Origin of the sequence: Alteromonas macleodii ATCC 27126, from assembly GCF_000172635.2 — a bacterium.
GTDB lineage: Bacteria > Pseudomonadota > Gammaproteobacteria > Enterobacterales > Alteromonadaceae > Alteromonas > Alteromonas macleodii.
This window is the reverse complement of sequence record NC_018632.1, coordinates 898,057-915,884: the sequence shown is the minus strand read 5'-3', so window position 1 is coordinate 915,884 and position 17,828 is coordinate 898,057. Positions and strand designations below refer to the sequence as shown.

At 40.1% G+C, this 17,828-nt stretch carries 12 protein-coding genes; 3 read left to right on the top strand and 9 right to left on the bottom strand.

From position 1 onward, the window contains the following. Window positions 1-478 precede the first annotated feature (478 nt). Window positions 479-1,366, top strand: coding sequence for a Kiwa anti-phage protein KwaB-like domain-containing protein (locus MASE_RS03915; RefSeq protein WP_014948458.1), 888 nt, complete (start codon window positions 479-481; stop codon window positions 1,364-1,366). Window positions 1,367-1,546: 180 nt separating this feature from the next. Here MASE_RS03915 and MASE_RS03910 read toward each other — a convergent pair whose 3' ends face one another. From MASE_RS03910 to MASE_RS03895, 4 genes are all read right to left on the bottom strand, one after another. Next, entirely contained in the window at window positions 1,547-3,235 is a 1,689-nt protein-coding gene (locus MASE_RS03910) for a tyrosine-type recombinase/integrase (RefSeq protein ID WP_014948457.1), read from the bottom strand. 123 nt (window positions 3,236-3,358) lie between these two features. Continuing rightward, on the bottom strand, window positions 3,359-6,610 hold the full coding sequence (locus MASE_RS03905) for a type I restriction endonuclease subunit R (RefSeq protein WP_014948456.1): 3,252 nt from the start codon (window positions 6,608-6,610) through the stop codon (window positions 3,359-3,361). Beyond that, window positions 6,607-7,998: a restriction endonuclease subunit S gene (locus MASE_RS03900; RefSeq protein ID WP_014948455.1), complete on the bottom strand. Its 1,392-nt coding sequence runs from the start codon at window positions 7,996-7,998 to the stop codon at window positions 6,607-6,609. The genes MASE_RS03905 and MASE_RS03900 overlap by 4 nt, the downstream gene beginning before the upstream one ends. After that, window positions 7,998-10,388 (bottom strand): type I restriction-modification system subunit M, encoded by a 2,391-nt coding sequence (locus MASE_RS03895; RefSeq protein ID WP_014948454.1) that lies wholly within the window; start codon window positions 10,386-10,388, stop codon window positions 7,998-8,000. Before MASE_RS03895 ends, MASE_RS03900 begins: the two co-directional genes overlap by 1 nt. A 792-nt stretch (window positions 10,389-11,180) precedes the next feature. Here MASE_RS03895 and MASE_RS03890 point away from each other — a divergent pair. After that, window positions 11,181-11,540 carry a hypothetical protein gene (locus tag MASE_RS03890; protein ID WP_148275217.1) on the top strand — a complete coding sequence of 120 codons (360 nt, stop codon included), beginning with the start codon at window positions 11,181-11,183 and terminating at the stop codon, window positions 11,538-11,540. A gap of 349 nt (window positions 11,541-11,889) precedes the next feature. Here the strand turns inward: MASE_RS03890 and MASE_RS19800 are convergent, their stop codons facing one another. The 3 genes from MASE_RS19800 to MASE_RS03875 all read right to left on the bottom strand — a co-directional run bounded on the left by MASE_RS19800 (window position 11,890) and on the right by MASE_RS03875 (window position 15,413). Further along, window positions 11,890-12,807, bottom strand: a complete 918-nt coding sequence (locus MASE_RS19800) for a DUF4365 domain-containing protein (protein WP_014948452.1) — start codon at window positions 12,805-12,807, stop codon at window positions 11,890-11,892. 493 nt (window positions 12,808-13,300) lie between these two features. After that, a complete protein-coding gene (locus MASE_RS03880) occupies window positions 13,301-14,077 on the bottom strand; it encodes a hypothetical protein (RefSeq protein WP_014948451.1) in 777 nt (258 codons plus the stop codon). Window positions 14,078-14,510: 433 nt separating this feature from the next. Further along, the gene (locus MASE_RS03875) at window positions 14,511-15,413 is read right to left on the bottom strand and encodes an AAA family ATPase (RefSeq protein WP_014948450.1); all 903 of its coding nucleotides are present in this window, start codon (window positions 15,411-15,413) and stop codon (window positions 14,511-14,513) included. A gap of 350 nt (window positions 15,414-15,763) precedes the next feature. On the opposite strand from MASE_RS03875, the gene MASE_RS03870 reads away from it, so the two are divergent. Further along, window positions 15,764-16,063, top strand: coding sequence for a hypothetical protein (locus MASE_RS03870; RefSeq protein WP_014948449.1), 300 nt, complete (start codon window positions 15,764-15,766; stop codon window positions 16,061-16,063). Between the two features lie 30 nt (window positions 16,064-16,093). Here the strand turns inward: MASE_RS03870 and MASE_RS03865 are convergent, their stop codons facing one another. After that, on the bottom strand, window positions 16,094-16,744 hold the full coding sequence (locus MASE_RS03865; RefSeq protein WP_014948448.1) for a LemA family protein: 651 nt from the start codon (window positions 16,742-16,744) through the stop codon (window positions 16,094-16,096). Further along, on the bottom strand, window positions 16,744-17,727 hold the full coding sequence (locus MASE_RS03860) for a hypothetical protein (RefSeq protein ID WP_014948447.1): 984 nt from the start codon (window positions 17,725-17,727) through the stop codon (window positions 16,744-16,746). Before MASE_RS03860 ends, MASE_RS03865 begins: the two co-directional genes overlap by 1 nt. Window positions 17,728-17,828: the final 101 nt, after the last annotated feature.

Here is a 17,828-nt window from a genome sequence, read left to right as displayed (position 1 = left end):
AATAGCGCCTGTAGGCTTTACATATGCTTGGGTGGCTTGGTTTGCAGGGAATAAGGTTTTTGCAGGGCTAGCTGTTTCAGCGTCGCTATCCCTAATTTTGATTTGTATATGGATGCTTCGATACGCGAAAAAAACCTAGAAAGGTTTAATTTCTCTGTAGCAACTGTAGAGGCAGCTGACCGCGAAAACATGGGTTTTCTACTTCTGTATTTGCTTCCCCTTTTTACTTCCAGTTTCACGTCGCTAAATTGGACAATATGGGTGCCTACTTTATTAATATTTGCTGTGATAACGAGCACTGGATATAGCTATCACTTCAACCCCCTGCTAGGTATTATGAAGTGGCATTTTTATAAAGTAGGGACGCCAGAAGGTGTCACGTATGTTCTCATCACAAAAAAAGAACTTAGACATGCCAGCCAGCCACTTATTGTATCTCAGTTAACAGAATATATTGTCATAGATGTAGAGGACTAAAATGACAGCACAACAAAACTTTTTCGCACTTATTAAGGATGATGGCGGAAGCTGTCAGATTAAAAGACTCAGGGTCAACCAATCACTTCAAAACGAGCTGATAGAAATTTTTAATACTCAACGAATCCGCTTTGAACAGGGCATTGATACGGAAATTGCATTTAACGGTGACTGGAAGCCAGATTCAAACGAAATAATGACCCTAGATAATCTTGATGAATCAGAGCTAATGGTGAATGCTATAAACGCTAATGCTTCTTCCTTTCCAGACCTAGACATTTCTAATTTCTCTGATGAGCCAATAAAAGCATTATTTTCTGGCTTTACAGAAAACTCTCAGACAACAGTTCTTGTTCAAAAATTTACTTCACGACAAGCTTTGTCATTAGCAGAATTGCCTATTATCAAAATGCAGACAGGAAATACTTTCGTAAAAACTACAGATACCTTGTTCACAATTGACAATAAGCTGGTAGCAATAATAGAGGCTGACAAGACCAAATTTAAGAGTTTCCATAACGCTAGAATGGTCTTTGAATTAACAGATTATTATAAAGAAGCGACAGACGAAGACCTAAATGATCTATCGTTGCACACTTCGCTTGAAATAACTAATTTAGAAAACTTCAAGGGCATTGCCGATAGCCAAATAAGAAAGATGGCCCACTCTATAATAAGTTCTCAGGTTCTTGACACCTATAGTGTAAGCGACATAACGACTGCTGCCTCCTCTTTTCCTGATATCAGAGTAAGTGTTAACAACGGAAAAATTGTCTTGCCTGAAGATAAAAAAGAATTGAAAGAAGTGATGCACTTTTTGCTAGAAGACATTTATCGAGGCCCTTTATCAGGAAATGAATTTTTAACAAACTCGAAAAGAGAGCTTTGAGATCCTGCGTTTTTACTACTTACTCACTTATCGAAATTCTTAAGCAAAGCGCAGTTCCATTCGTGGACTGCGTTAAATTTCAAATTGAGTACAAAAGACGTATTACTAACTAAGAAGTAAACTTTTAACAAAAGTCCATTTCAATGCTCTGCATATTGATGAGGTCTGTGCTAGTACGCATCAGGATTCACACTTCTTGAGGTGGCCTTTCTCAGCAGCATCTTTACTTCGCTTGGTATTGGCCTTCCTATACGACTTGATTGCATGAAGTGATAAATGCCCAAGCACAGATGCAAGTGTATAGTCATCGCACTCCCACAGTCTCCCTAGCAAAGTTTCCCGAAAGTCATGTAGTCTATACTTGAAGCTTTTCTTTCCATCGTTGTCGGTGGTGAAAAAATTTAAATCTTCAAGCATGTCATACCAGTAAGGGTCAAAGTTTGCCTTGTGGCCTGTTTCCGAACTGTTTGATGGAAAGATATAATCAGCATAAATCCCTCTTGCTTTAAATTGCATCTGGCGCTCAATCACCATATCAATGATGTCTTTAGGAAGATGAATTGCTACTTCTTTGCCTCTTTTAGGCTTAACCCTTACAAAACCGTGTGCGAGGTCAAAATCAGAAAATTTGAGTTTCATTACTTGCCCGTCTCGGAAATGCCCTGATGATTGAAGGTTCATAAAAAAAACGAAGTCTTGGTTTGGGTGGTCGTCAAGGTAGTTAAATATAGACTTCATATCGTTTTCAGAAACTTCGATATGTCTATCTCTATCAATTCGTTTAGCCAATGTGAATGCGTTGGCGTACTCTCCTTGAATAAGCCTCTCCTTTACAGCAAAATTGAAGGCTGCTTTAATCCTAGACACAATTTTATCGTGAACTCCTACCCGCTCCCTAAAGGTATCGAGATATGCGCTGTAATCCTTCGCTGTGACAGCACAAAACGGCTCTTTCATTAAGTTTATAATCTCCGTATTTTTTTTATTCGGAGTTTGCACCTTTACATCTTTCGACAAATGAAGCCTGATCAGTCGTTCTATAGTGTCCCACTCATCTGAACCCTCTCCATGATTGTAGAGAATGTTTACATGTAAATGGTTAAGTATTACGTCGCCTACTGTAGACAGCTTTTTACTGTGAAGCTTGAACTCTTCAGTTTTTGGTCTTCGCCCGAGCTTTTTAAATACGGTAATATAACTAGCTATACATGACTCTAATTTAACGGCGCTAGCTTCTTCATTAAAATCCCACTCCATCAAGCAACAACGATCGTTTTTTCCCCGAATTTTAGCTTTAACAATAAGTCTTCTCTTCTTATTAGAATACTCAAGTTTTAGACCTGTCACAGAGTCATGGCTGATGGGTATTGGGGATAACTTTTCTTTAGCATCAATAATTTCGTCAATTAGAACCTTATTACATACCTCGGTAATATTGAGTCCCTTTGAAGTATTGGCCCGTTTAGCTTTCGCTATAGACTCTTGCTTGGAGAAGCTTTGACAACCACTTACAGCATAGTTCGTAGACTTACGATTCTGGATACTGTTAGTAGGAGGCTTGGTGACGTGTGACCATTGATCAATATTAATAAAGTTAGATAGCGTTTCGCTCTTGGTCGAACGATGCGCGATACTATGAACTCCCCAAATATCTATTTGGTCTACTGGAGGAAACAGCCATTTCCCTGAGCGCAATTGTATTGCTTTGATGTAACCATCTTCAGCAAGACCTATTACATCAGCTTCGTCGATATTTAATTGTTCAGCTATATCACTAGCGCTACTTACTAACGACTGCGAACGCAAAGCAGCAGCCATCACGCTCGGTGGCGTGATAGCTTGATTTTTATTTGCGCTCGTTACTTGCATTCAGTCTGGCTTATCTGGCTTCGAATACAAGAATGTTACTTCAATTAAGATTTCCAAACTTCCGTAAAAAAACGGACTTTGGCAAATTAAAAATTTTTCTGACCTTTTAGTCGTCTTTAGAAGCTAGGCTTTGCGACTATTCAACATTTCAAAAATCACCCTGGCAAACGCTGCTGTTTTCATTGGGTCTGAAAGGAGTTGCATCATCTGCTCCTGATGCGCTTCTCCGCTGCTCAGGATGGCATCATCAATAGCTTTGGGGAAATCTCCCAGCATTGCTTGTTCGGGTGTGTTATTCGCTATCTGCGTCATTACAGCGCTGTTCTCACTAAGCTTGTCACGCACGGTGTATGCGTAGTTAACCATGTCTTTGTCGGTAAGGTTATCGGTGATGAAAACTTCGTTCAGCCGTTCAAGTATTTGAGACAGGAACTCTTCTTTCTTGTCCTTAGCTTTACCTGAACCAACATCACTATTGGGTTCCAGCTTGTAATCAGCGCTGTCTTCCTGAAGCTTTATAGTCTGCTGACGAATTTTAGACAAACGATAATGGCTCATAACCACATTTGCTAAATCAATATCATCTTCGTCAATGACTTTCTCCCGCAGCAATGGGCGCAAATGTCTTGCATATAAGCTCAGCTTTTCGAGTTCTTTATCGTCATAGTCCACAATCTGAGACATGAACTCATAGAAACGCGTAAAGCTTCCCAAGTCTTTTTTAAATATCTCAAGCCTGTCTTTTTCTTGCTTGCAATCTTTAAAGCTGTTTTCAGCGTTAGCTATCAATACAGCATCGCCTGTTTTCTTAGTACGCTCGAACATTTCTTTAGCCTGTAAATAGGCTTCTACGGCAGAACTGTATCGTTTCTGCCATCTATCTACTGCTGGCTTACAGATATTGCTGATAGCGGCATTGGATTTGTTTTTGGTAAAGAAAGCATCACAGAACTGCTCTACCTCGTTCCAGAGGAATATACCGCTAGTACGAAGCTTCTCAAATAACTCAAACACGATATCAGGATTGGTGACATCCGTTAGTTCAGCAGTTTGGTAATAGGGTTGGAATGCATCAAGAATATCTTGGGGATCGTTAAAGAAGTCCAGCACAAAGGTGCCACTTTCAGCCTTACCTGGGTAAGTCCGGTTTAGTCGGGATAGCGTTTGTACACATTCCACCCCACCGAGCTTTTTATCCACGTACATGGCGCATAGCTTTGGCTGGTCAAATCCGGTCTGGAACTTGTTTGCAACTAGCATCAATTGATAACTATCGGTATCAAAAGCCTTTCGCATATCCTGTTTCAAATCAGGGTTCATGCTTTTTTCAGTGAACTTCTGATCTAGTAATGCAACGGCATCAGGGTCGTTAGGGTTAAACTCGACTTCACCAGAAAAGGCAACTAATGCCCGTATCGATTGATACCCCTTTTCGGTTACATATTTATCGAAAGCCAGTTTATATCTCACCGCCTCCTTACGTGAGCTGGTTACTACCATTGCTTTTGCCTGTCCGCCCAACAACCCCATTATGTTGTCTTTGAAGTGCTCTACAATCACCTTAACTTTCTGTGAGATATTGTACTCATGCAAGCGCACCCATTGGTTTAGTTTGACCTTCGCCTTCTTACTATCAACCTCTTTGTCGGCTGCTTCAATTTTCTGTGCTAATTGATACGCCACCTGATAATTGGTGTAGTTTTTCAATACATCCAGAATAAAGCCTTCCTCTATAGCCTGGCGCATGGAATACACATGAAAGGCTTCCGGTTTATTCTGCTTTGAAGCGGGCAGTTCTGGATTAGGTAAACGCCCGAATAGTTCCAGAGTTTTGGCTTTCGGTGTCGCAGTGAAAGCATAGTAGTTCAGGTTAGCGCTACCTTTTCGGGCAGTAATAGTTGCATCGAGAATGTCTTCTGAAGTTAATTCTGTATCATCGTCTGCTTCGTCCGTCATTAACACTTCTTTTAACTGACGAGCCGTCGAGCCACTTTGTGAAGAATGGGCTTCATCGGCTATCACAGCGTAGCTACGCTCTTTCAGCGATGTTGAATTTTCAATTGCACGTAAGACGAATGGGAAGGTTTGAATGGTAACAATGATGATGGGTTGTAAGGTTTCCAGAGCCTGAGCAAGCTTTTCTGATTTAGAACCATCACCTTCTTTATTGTTGATACGTCCTACCACACCATCAGCGTGTTCAAATTGATAGATGGTATCCTGTAACTGGTCGTCTAATACCGTGCGGTCTGTCACTACAATAATCGAATGAAACTGCTTATTACCTTTCGCATTATACAATGTAGATAACTGGTGTGCTGTCCATGCGATTGAGTTGGATTTACCGGAGCCTGCACTATGCTGAATCAGATACTTATTGCCAGTCCCCTCTTCAACCGCTGCGTTAATCAGTTTAGTGACAACGTTCCACTGATGGTAGCGAGGAAAAATTAGCGTTTCTTTTTTGCTCTTACGACCTTCCCAGTCTTCTTTTTCTTCTATCTGGAGGTGAATAAAACGTCCAATAATATTAAGCAAATTATCGGGCGTTAGCACTTCGTTCCAAAGATAATCTGTTGCATAGCGGTCTGCATCTTCTGGAATATTGTTACCCGCACCACCTTCGCTTGTACCTTTGTTGAAGGGTAAGAAAAATGTATCATCGCCAGCGAGTTTAGTAGCCATATACACTTCGTACTGACTAACAGCAAAATGCACGAGCGCACCACGTTTAAAGGCAAGCAGAGGCTCGATTTTCTTGGTAGCTGGGTCTTTGGGTAAACGGGTTCGCTTATACTGCTTAATCGCATTCTGAACAGCCTGTTTAAATTCAGACTTCAACTCAAGTGTTGATACAGGTAAGCCATTCACAAACAGAACGAGATCAATACGCCATTTCTTAGACGCTTTTCCCGTCGCAGCAAGATGCTCAGCCGTTGCATAAGGGCTATATACCAGCTCAGGCACAACACGACAAATATTCTTCTGATACCGAATCAGAGTATCGGGATTTAGATCATGTTCTGGTTTAAACTGGCATAAAGAAAAACGGGCATTACGAATTTTTAACCCATGACGCAATACACCCAATGTACCGTAAGTTCTAGACGCCTGGTCTGTCGCATTTATGTCTGCTTTTTTTAACTGAGAAACCAACGCATCAAGGAAATGGCGCTCCGAGTCAATTGGGAATACCTTATAGAACTTCTCCCACTCTTTAGGTTGAGTTTCCTTTATGAAAGCAAGAACGTCTTGTTCATACAGCGCTGAGTCGCGGTTGTAGTTTTCTGGCTGACCAAGTTGCCAGCCGTTTACCAACATTTGACTAATTATATCGTCCTGGAAAATCCGTTCCTGAGTTGCATCCATGCTCATGCTGTTACCTCCACTTTCTCTGTATTCTTATTATCTATTGGTTTCCAGTTTCTAACATCGATTTTGCCTGTAACTGCTGCTGAGATTAAGGCTGCTCGTCGCTCAAATAAAAGCGCCATCATCTGATTTTTTTTGTTTTCTAGTGCGCTTAATTTACTTACTTGCTCGTCCAAAAACTTTGCAATAGAGAGTTGTTCTTCATAATCAGGCAAGATTAATCGATGATTCCCAATGGCTTGCTGTGAAATTCCTAGAAAAGTAGCACCTGTACCATTGTTTCTAATAAAACCTTGAAAGTGCTCAGTTTGCATTAAGTAAAACATAAACTTGGTGTGAAAAGTCTTAATATCATCTCTTAGCAAGGGTCTAAAGAGTAGCAAATGACTATTGAGGCAGGCTTTTCCTGGCAAGTCATCGACATAAGCAAGTTTCCCCATTGCTGCACCATCTTTCATTAGCAAGATATCACCACTTTCAAGCTGGATATTTGAATCCAACTCATATCTTTCTTCAGAAACTCTAGGGCACATACCCCAGTTTATTTCATGGTTATTAAAATGAGCACTACTTACGACATGAGGGCCATCATCTTTATACTCATCGGCTTTGAGACCTTGCCAACCTAATCGTCCTTTCAATGAAGATAGATATTTAATTGGAGTCGCTGGACTCCAATGTTCTGGCACTTCACCCAACCATTCCACACCAGAATCTTTCATTGGTGCATAAGGGTTCAAGCCTTTGGTTACGGCATGACTGATAACCGCTTGGCGCTTTTCTTTTAGGAGCTTGATAAGCTGTTGCTGCTTTTCGATTAGGGTGTCGATTTTTGCGGTTTCGTGATCTAGGAAATCTATAATACCCTGAATTTCAATTTCGTCTTTTGGCAACGCAACTTTGATACTTCCCACCGTATCAGTATTTAAATTTAACTGAGTCCCCATTTTTCCCAGTCCTTTATAAGCCTGTTCACCTGCAAACACATAATATAAAAATTTGTGTGGGATACTTAAATCTGGAAAGTAGACAAAACCATCGTGTATACAAACTTTGATTTTGTTGATACAAGGCTTACCAACAGTACCTGCAATACTTAAGAACAACTGGTTAGGCTCTAATTTAACGCTCAAAGAACTGCCAATTTTAGACATTTTCTGAGTAGTATGATGGAGATAACTGTTAGAGGCTGTCACATCAGCTATTCGCACCCAAGCATATTCTCCGTTTTCATCGTCAAAATATTTCGGGTCATCTATGGGTCTAGGTGAAGCGCCTCGTTTTACTGGGCTTAGATGCTTAATCATCTTTATTTCCCAAGTAGAGGGGACATCTCCAAGCCAGTCTTCATCTGACTGCTTATATTCTGGATATGCGACATTAAAGCCCATTATGAGTGCACCTCTTGCAACAGTTGCAAGATTTCGGCACTCACTGCATCCAAATCTTTATCTATCTCTCTTAAATCACGAGGCGGCTGATACACATAGAAATGTCGATTGAACGGTATTTCATAGCCAACAATGCCAATCTCACCGTCTTTCTCGTCTCGCTTATCAGCATTTATCCAGGCATCTGAAACATGAGGCGCGACTTCTTTTAAGAAGTAGGACTCGATCAAATCTGACGTAATTTTGCTTGGGTTTAGCGGCACATTTTCGTTATCTCGCAGGTCACCGTCTTGCTTAAACGACACTACTTTACCTTTCCACTTACTAACAGGGCCTTTGTATTCATACGCACCATAGAGCGGTTTCTTGTCACTTTTCAGGGCTTTATCAACAACACATTCTGCATCTGGATTTTTAGTCGTTACGGCATCGAGAAACTGTTTTTTCTCTTTTGCATCAAACTTGATATATAGTGCTTTCAACGCTTTGTTGTAGTCGATTTCGAATTGGTTAAAGTCATCGGAACGCTTATCTCTACCACCTGCAACGTCTGCAAGTTTCGACTGAAGCTCTTGCACCTTCTCCATTAACGCTTTCTGAAACAACCACAGTTTGCTGCTCAGTATGTCTTTGATATTTGCTTCTTTCAGTTCACTGAATTCTGCTTTTATCAGTGCTCGAACCTCTACCTGAACTTGGCTTAAGTCACCGTAATTCTCTTCATTCCACGCTGAACCAAATTCACTGTAAATTCGCGGCATAACCATGTTGAAAGGTTTGGGAGCAAAACGTAGGGATTCGATAGCTTCATCGGTGATTTGAGAAGATAAACGTAATGGTCTTTCAATCGTTATGCGGCGATACCCAAACTCATAGGTATTGAATATTTTGCTAGCAAACGTCTTCGGCGCTTCTTGTTTCGCATTGGCGGACTGACGTCCACGATTTGATTTTTGTTCTGTTGGTTTGTCTATTTCGCGAGCATCAATGACTTCAAAATCACCAAAGGCACGAGTGATTGTTTTAATATCGTCGTCACTCATCTGATTACGTTTGGAACCAAGTGACTTACGCATTTTTCCGTAGAGGTTTGAGCCATCGATAAGCTGCACTTTGCCTTTACGTTCGTCTTTTTTCTTATTAGTTAGCACCCAAACGTAAGTAGCAATACCCGTGTTGTAAAACATGTCCGTCGGCAATGAAACGATAGCTTCCAGCAAATCAGCTTCTAAGATGTAACGTCGAATTTCACTTTCACCGCTTCCGGCCCCACCTGTAAAAAGTGGTGAACCGTTCAGAATGATGCCAATACGCCCGCCATTGCTAATAACACCATCAACAGACTGCGTATCTCGCATTTTACTGATGAGATGCATGAGAAAGAGCAAGGAGCCGTCTGATACTCGGGGCAGACCTGCGCCAAAGCGGCCATCAAAACCTTCTAAGTTGTGCTCGTCTTTAATGTCACTCTCTATCTTCTTCCAGTCCACACCAAACGGTGGATTAGAAAGCATGTAGTCAAACTGGTCGGCAGGTAGCTGATCGTTCGATAAGGTGTTACCTAATTTGATACGGCTTACATCCTGCCCTTTTATCAGCATGTCAGCTTTACAGATAGCGTATGACTCTGGGTTAAGTTCCTGACCGAATGCTCGCATGACTGCATTGGGGTTCAGTTCATGCACGTATTCCATCCCAGATGAGAGAAAACCGCCCGTACCTGCCGTTGGATCGTATATGGTTCTGATAATGCCTTCTTTAGTTAACGCATCATCATCTTCCATGAATACCAAAGAGGTTGTTAGCCTTACAATATCGCGAGGAGTAAAATGTTCCCCTGCCGTTTCATTAGAACTTTCAGCGAAGCGGCGGATTAATTCTTCAAACACCAACCCCATATCGTGGTTTGATATGTTTTTTGGGCTTAAGTCTGTAGTAGCGAACTTCTTAACGACTTTGTACAGCAAGTTGGCATCGTCAAGCAGACCTACAAACTCGTCGAATTTGAAGTGCTCAAATATTTCACGGGCATCAGATGAAAAGCTTTGAACATAAGTACCCAGGTTAGCCTTGATGTCACTTTGTCCCATTTTGCCGAGATCCATCGGCGAGGTATTGAAGAAAGACAAACCATCGGGGTTATTGGTGGTTTGCGTTGCCCTTATAAGCATCTTTTCCTGAGCTTCTTCGGGCAAGTTCATTGCCTTTACCCGTTCAGCTTCTTTTACTACTGAGTCTTTTGACTCTTCCAGCACACATTCAAGGCGACGTAGTAACGTAAATGGAAGAATAACGCGCCCATACTGGGATTGCTTGAAATCACCGCGAAGCAAGTCGGCAACAGACCAGATGAAGGCAGCGGTTTGAGAAAAGTTGTTATTCGTTATCATTGTTATTTCCCGAAGTAATTCCGTTTACGGTATTACTAATTAATTATGATTATATTTATGCAGCTACGAGCGATGGGATATTTAAGAAGGACGCATACAATGACACTAAAAAGTTGCCTGTTAGATATGCTATTTAAAGACAATTTCGAATAAGAGCACAACTGAAATCAAGTGGCGTTTTGTATGTCCGTATATCAACCATTACGACTCTAAAACCTCAAGCAGCTTAGGCGTCTAACGACAACGAAAGTGCTTTCAAAACCTAGCATTTTTATTAACATTTGTCAGCAGATTAATGACAAATGGAGGTAGATATGGGTTTGTTTAATTTGCTGTTTGGTTCAGGCAATGCGAGTTCCTCTGTGCCAGAGCAGACTGTTAACGTTGATGGCTCACCAATGGTTGGTGGCGTAGATATAAAAGGTAATCCATAAGGTGTTATCGAGAACACTAAATATGAAAGCAGTAGCTGTGATTTTGATTACACTAGTTCCGAACCTTGTTCCTTCGATAGTTTTGACAGCGATACAAACGGATTCGACGACTGGTAGCAAAATATAATCTGCACTGAGGTAGGAAAGATGACCCATCTGGCTCAATCGCTCAAGCTCTATAACCTGCTCTGACTTTGTCTGTAGGAACCACATTAGGCCGAGATACGGGCGCTAGTAATTTATATTTAACGTGAGCGCGACGAAATACTCGCACCGTGAGCTTAGTTAACACTAGGACAACTACTGAGTATTTTAAATGAGTTCACAAAAAATTGAGTTTCATAAAACTTACACTCGAATGAGTCGTTCGCCCTGGAAAGAGAGCGATCTCGGACGCGTGGCAATGCTGTTTGATCCCGACTCGAAAGCTGGAATTTACCTCCATCTTGGTGATAGGGGCATAAACGGAATGTCTGTCAGTAAATCACTACATCACAAGCTTCCTGAAGCGCTTCAGCAGCAATATATCGATGCTGAGTTAGTGGATGTGGTGATGTATGTATTTCATGCTGAGATAGTAAACTATTGCAGAGAAAGTGTTGATGAACATGCTTTCCGTCGTATTTTTCTTCTCTCGCAAGATTCATTTTTTTCTGACAGTTCACTCTACCGTTGGCAAGAAGCATTCGATAACTTTATGGAACAATGCTGCAATTGACATCCCCACAGTTTGTCAAATTTCCTCATTAGGAGCCTCGAAGGCTCCTTTTTTCTTGCTCTGGTTCTATATATCAATGAACTGGATGAAAATTGCCGACGTTGCAGTTGGCGTCCCAGCATTTCACTGCTGGTCTACTAACTGGCGGGTTCTGCAAACCTCGCCGCCACTTTAGTTTCTTTTCACAGTACGTGAATGTTAACTTTCCCAGTTATAGCTGGACTAAATTTTAAGTTAAAAGACTAACAACGGAAAAGCTCCTTCTGAAAATAGCAGGGGCTTTTTTCTACATAAAGAAATTTGATAGCGATCCAATAATAGCAGCTTCGATATTGACTCGTTGAACGAATTAACCATCTAGTATAGCTGCGCTTTCTTCCCAAAGCATATTGAATATAGTTACATATTGATTAACCGTTTTTTCATCCGTTGCTGGAAAGATTAGCTCCATATTTTGGCTCTTCCTATCAAATACTTGGGTGAAATTTCTAGATGACATAAAGGAGAATTTTTTATCGATCACGACAAACCTGTCGTGAACGTGACTATTTATTTTGATACTAAAATTTTTGCTGTTGCTGTCGTGATATCGAATAGTGCTTTCAACGTGCTCTTGTAATCCAGCGCTCGTTACAAGTTTAACTTTCGCGCTGAAGGACAAAACATTAAGTATGCTTAAAAAGTCAGAATCTATGTATGGAGCACAGACTAATATTTCATCTTTAGTATTTCTTATACAGTTCATCAAAGGTGCAATTACCTTTTCTGCGTGGACAATCTCCACATCTCTAAAATAAGAGAACTGATCAATTTTTTCATAACCACCAGTAGTAAAAACTGATGCCTGAGAAATATCAATACCAGAGTTGTGTTTAAGCAAGTTTTCATAAGGAATTGTTACTTTCCAATTCTTTCCTGTAGATTTGATGGTTTCATCGTTAACCTTCTGCCAAAATATAAGATCATCAACAGGATTATATAAAACAATAATTACAGGGAGACAGTGGCCTAACCAATATTTGTGATGCCAATCACCGAATCTGAATATAAAGCCCTCTTCACAATATTCCTTAAAAAAACTTTCTCCTGATTTAATTTGAACAGCTACTAACTGACCGCTTGGAGTTCCATTGTTACAAACCTCTACATGCGCATCTATTCCATGGTCTGCCTTTGGTTGGTCTCGAAAGATCCACTTTAGTTCCTTTTGGAATACTCTTCCGACTGAATAAACACCTTCTTCAGCAAGTAAATCTTTATCGCTCATATTTACCAATTGCTCTACTTAACAACTTGATAGCACGCTAAACGCGCTTTTCTACCGAAAATATTTTCATTTTTTCTCATAGTGCCAGATCGCTCCAATTACTGAAAGTCAAAGAAGGCGATTCCCTTAAGACACTGAGCCTAAAAGCGCTTCGGACGAAAACACTCAGTTTGGAGTTTCCCTGAATATTGAAACAAAAGAATGTTTTAGACAGCTAATACAAATCGATTTTTTATGCTGCCTCACCAAGTAGACTAAATGCAAAACCAAGCTAAGCTGCGCACATCTGAAAATAGGTTTTGATTCTCCTTATATTACTGCTCTTCTGCTGCGTGTGTAACGCCGTCATCGGGCACCTATCTCTCTAATAAGCGCTAATGACCAATAGCAAACACGTCAGAGTTGAAAGAGTGATTACTTCAAAAACATCTGGTACTTAAACCATCAGCATCCTCTTATAATCAAGCTTTTTCAGATAAACAATATAAAATGCTCAATGACACCAGAACTTGTGATAGAGCATATCGATATATTCACGAGAATATACAAGTTTCAAATGAGCGTTAAACCATTCGGCATCTAGACCGTTTTCTGGCTTGTCGAAAAGTTTCTGATGCACCCTTTCAGCATCTTTTAAGTGTTTTCGTTTATGAGAATAGTAAAGGACTCGATTAAACCTATTTTCGTCTTCTATCATGCGCCGAGTTGCTATCAGACAGTCTTTTCTGTGCGGTATTGTTTTTGCTGACGCTTCAACTTCAATTCCTACAAGTTCGCCAGATTCGATTTCAAAAGCTATTGCATCGCATCGTCTAGTTTTCTTAAGGTATTCCTTCGCTTGTTCTGATTCCGTGACATAGAACTGATATCGCCCTTCTGCGCAGCCTCTCGCAACTATTGCTTGACACATTAAGTCGTGGGTGATTGTTTTGAAATTAAGCGTAGAAGGCTTCACGGAATAATTGAGGGTTTCATCATGATATCTCTGTAAAAGTCTCAAACCTTCAGGCTTAAGCAGAAAAAGTCTTTTATCTCTACAGCTGAAAGTGGCAACTTCGGTAACCATTTCTTCGTTGATATACCTGCGAATCATTCTGTTTATTGTTGAACGATCTAATTGCCATAATTCTTCCAATACAGCCGTGCTCGTGAATCCCCAACGCCATATCCAGTCTAGTAAGCTGAGTAACTTTGCTTTATGCCTATCTTTGGTGGAGGTCGATTGGATGTACCTCTTCAGAATTCCTCTTTCAAATCTCGCTACGCTCATGATCATCTCTCCTTATTGACAACAATAAGTAGCGAAGTGGAAAGCGAAATCCCTTAATTTGTTTAAAGGAGATGGATTACCAACAGGTAATCACAGCGAGGTGAGCAAGCACTACTGCTTGCTAAATCTACTTCGTATAGTGCTTCGAAATTGCTTGCTACCAGCTACATGTAGCCTCTCGCTGCACTTTTGCTTTTAGCAAAACCATTCCAAAGCAGCGCATCGCACCCGCCTTACGGATGCGGAGCATCGTGATTGCGGGAAGAATGCGGGGTGAGAAGGCCCCGCAATCACGATGCTCCGTATCCTTACTGTCACTACGATGCGCTTTACGATTTTCAATCGGCTATCGCTACGAAATCAACTTCGTTATTTCTTGCTAACGCGATTTGTTTCTCATTTTCAATGAGAGATATTTTAGCTTGTCTGAAAGTCAGACAAGCGTGAAGGTTTGCCCAGACTCGTCATCATCATATCTATATATGAAGTCTCTCTTCTGACTCGCTGACAAATGCCTGGATTTGGCAAACGTAAAACGTGTATTACCTGTTTTTTCCTTGTTTCTTACCTCAGCTGTTAGGTCAATTGTCATGTCATTGTATGTATCAAGTACAACACTGCCACAACGTGCTCCCGATTTAGTCATATGATTAATCGTAATAACAGTGTATCCGGCGTATCTGAGATTCTTTAACCATTGTAAAAATGCTTTCATAGCTACTGTATCAGCAGAGTCACAATCAGGTAGAAGGGATGTAAGGTTATCCAATACAATTACCTTTGCTTTTGACTCCAATAGTTTCAGTTCAATAAGCGTCTGTCCTTCCTGTGTTAATAACGACGGTAGTCCATCTGCACAAAATTCCCCGTTCAGAAATATCAGATTTTCCATAAACAAGAGCTTCTGGTTAACGTCCATTTGGTGGCACATTTTCTTGATACGTGTTTTGAGATCCGAAAGAAGCATCTCACCGTCTACGTAAAGCACTCTTGAAGGAGTTTTTGCTTCCCATTTCAAAAATTTTCCAGCTGTCGCAATAGCGGCGCATATAGCCATTGTGATTGTAGACTTACCCAGTCCTGCTTCTCCTGATATATTGTTTATTGTTCGTGATAAAACTAAATGCCCAAGCAACTCCTCTCTTTTGGCTATAGTAGTTTTTAATAACTCCCCAGAGTTCATCATCTTCAGACCGTCTAGGTCTACTTTTCCAGATAACGTTGATTCAGCTTGAGCTTTAAACTTATCGAAGGCAACGCCTGGTGCAGTGATAATGTTAGTAACGCCCTTTCCGGCTGACTGCACGACATCGTTTTCTAAATTTCTTAATAACATTTCAAACCCTTTTTAATAAGGCATGTTTGTCCACTGTTTTTTTGTTTATGTACTGGTTAGCGAAAAGGCAATTCATTGCCCGATGAAGTGTTTAAAGTAACTCGAAAATTTTTTTTAGAAAAAAGCAAATTATGCTTTGTAACTTGCGAAACTTAAGAGTATTTCGCAGATAAGAATCCTACTCATGCAATGAGCATGTCGAAGACGATGCTCATTGCATGAGTAGGATTGTAACTGTTGAAACAATATTTTTTCAAACAAGGTTATGCTTAGTTAGCATAATCACAGCATCAAAAAAACATTACCCTAGGATAAAGTCCTTCCTGATTAAATATAGAAGGAAAAAATTCATGAAGTACGATCATATTGCTCAGTGTAAATTAGCAGCTTTCAAGGTTCGCGAGCAATGCCTCAAAGGTTTAGAGTCCACTAGTTTGCATAAAGTAAACTCCATTATCCAACTTAGCGATGCTAATCTCCTATCGTTAAGCGATAAGTTAAACGAACTAGATAGAGAAATACTTATCCCTCTAAACTTTCTCCTGATGGAGCAAAAAAAAGGGATTGTAGATGTGCGGGATTTAGTAGGTAAGCCTTGGCTTAATGCTTATAAAAATCTGCGCTATTTAGAGCCAAAGTTCGTGAAGTAAAAATAACTAAAACTTCTTTCAAAATAATATTTAGCTACGGAGCCGTAAAATCCTTTCGGTTCTCCGCAGCTTTAATAAACCAATTATATTAAGCGAGAGACTATAACGAATTCTATGAAAATTAGGTTTATAGTCGTACTCATCTGTTAGCCCAGATTGAGTGAAGGTCTTAAGTTTGTCTTTCTTAGCAAGTAGACCGTTAACAACGTTAATTGGAAACATCTCAACAGAATTATTAAACTGTTCTACGCTTCGGTTATAAATTGTAATCGCAGCTGCAACATTTTCACTCTTATCTGCTATTTGACTGAGTAGATCTCTTACAACTTGGGTTGAACCGAGTTCTGGATAGCTTTCTGCTACCGCCTTAAACGTACCAAAAACCTGATTAGAGCGAGCCTCAATTTCGTTCAATTTCTCGATATCAATATCATCTTTAGAGATAGACGATATTGCTGTACGCATAGCTGTAACTTGCTCAATAAAATTCGTTTCGAAGACTTTAAATTCTTCAGTAAGATTTACTAATTTTGGTATTAACTCACTTTTTAGTTTTTCGTAGGTTATTACATCTGACCAAGCTCGCTTAGCCCGATTCATTCTTCCTATAATTGTGTTGTACATTACGATAATTGAGATGACAACTATCGCGATTATTAGGTATGGGACTATGTTATCCATTAAACCGCTTCCTTTTTAATAGTATTTCTTGAGTTCGAATAATCAATGAAGTCTCTTAATGCTCTAAGGGCTTCTATTTTTGGAGGGGCTGACAAATACGATATGTACTCATCACTTTTCTTGATATGAGGAACACCAAAGCTTTTTGGGAATATATCTTTCTTAGCAGATATACAAACATATGCAGAGGGGGTCATATCTAGGTAACGTATATTCTTAAATGACTCTTCAAATTTAAGTACACAAGCGGGATTGAAAAACTTTGCTGTTTCTACAGGGTTGGAGCACCTTATCTTGAACTTTTTGTTAAACTCTTTGCTCGCCGAATCCCATTTCTCTTTGAACTGACTTCTCGTATTAATAGTCATCAAAGGCAAAGATGGCATATGGATAAGGACACCATATTCGTAATGAGTAGTTTCTTTTTTGGTGGTTGTTTTGTTTCCGTCTGAGTCTTCGTCCTCTTCCTCTGTGACATCTACGTACTTGAATTCAAACAATTGGAAGAATGCTCCGTCTTCTGTCTTCCCGTCGTACAAGGCTGTAATCTCCTGACTTTCATCGCCAGCTCTAAACACGCGGAATTGTCTTTTTAAATCTTTCCATAATTCTCGTCCGTTAAAAGCTTCATTAGGAACTAAATTATTTGCTAAAGCTAAAGCCGTATGCCCTAGGTTTCTTCCCACGTTTTTTACTTGCTTTTTCTTTGAGAAAAACGCAAAAACACTGCCTATGAATACTATAAATGAAGCACCTGCAAGCATAAGCCCTTCATCAGAGGACGAATTCGCATAAATAATTAGGGTAAGGAAAAAGGAGATAAATAATAGATATATAACAAACGGTTGTTGAAAGGTATACGAACCTGATTTGGAATATTCTTTTATTTCTTCAACAATACTCGGTATATCATCCCTGGACTTTGCGGATACTCGCAAGTCTTCCAGTTTTGCTAGATGCGTTTTCAAAGCTTCATTGCTCATACTACTTCCTTGTTCTTGTTAGCGCTGATAAAAATCTAGTTTTTCTCTACGCACTTTATTATTTTCGACGAAGATTACAGATTTTTATATAAGGTGTCTAG

Coding starts and splice junctions, on each gene's coding strand:
- MASE_RS03915 (WP_014948458.1), top strand. CDS start 479: ATGACAGCACAACAAAACTTTTTCGCACTTATTAAGGATGATGGCGGA.
- MASE_RS03910 (WP_014948457.1), bottom strand. CDS start 3,235: ATGCAAGTAACGAGCGCAAATAAAAATCAAGCTATCACGCCACCGAGC.
- MASE_RS03905 (WP_014948456.1), bottom strand. CDS start 6,610: ATGAGCATGGATGCAACTCAGGAACGGATTTTCCAGGACGATATAATT.
- MASE_RS03900 (WP_014948455.1), bottom strand. CDS start 7,998: ATGGGCTTTAATGTCGCATATCCAGAATATAAGCAGTCAGATGAAGAC.
- MASE_RS03895 (WP_014948454.1), bottom strand. CDS start 10,388: ATGATAACGAATAACAACTTTTCTCAAACCGCTGCCTTCATCTGGTCT.
- MASE_RS03890 (WP_148275217.1), top strand. CDS start 11,181: ATGAGTCGTTCGCCCTGGAAAGAGAGCGATCTCGGACGCGTGGCAATG.
- MASE_RS19800 (WP_014948452.1), bottom strand. CDS start 12,807: ATGAGCGATAAAGATTTACTTGCTGAAGAAGGTGTTTATTCAGTCGGA.
- MASE_RS03880 (WP_014948451.1), bottom strand. CDS start 14,077: ATGAGCGTAGCGAGATTTGAAAGAGGAATTCTGAAGAGGTACATCCAA.
- MASE_RS03875 (WP_014948450.1), bottom strand. CDS start 15,413: ATGTTATTAAGAAATTTAGAAAACGATGTCGTGCAGTCAGCCGGAAAG.
- MASE_RS03870 (WP_014948449.1), top strand. CDS start 15,764: ATGAAGTACGATCATATTGCTCAGTGTAAATTAGCAGCTTTCAAGGTT.
- MASE_RS03865 (WP_014948448.1), bottom strand. CDS start 16,744: ATGGATAACATAGTCCCATACCTAATAATCGCGATAGTTGTCATCTCA.
- MASE_RS03860 (WP_014948447.1), bottom strand. CDS start 17,727: ATGAGCAATGAAGCTTTGAAAACGCATCTAGCAAAACTGGAAGACTTG.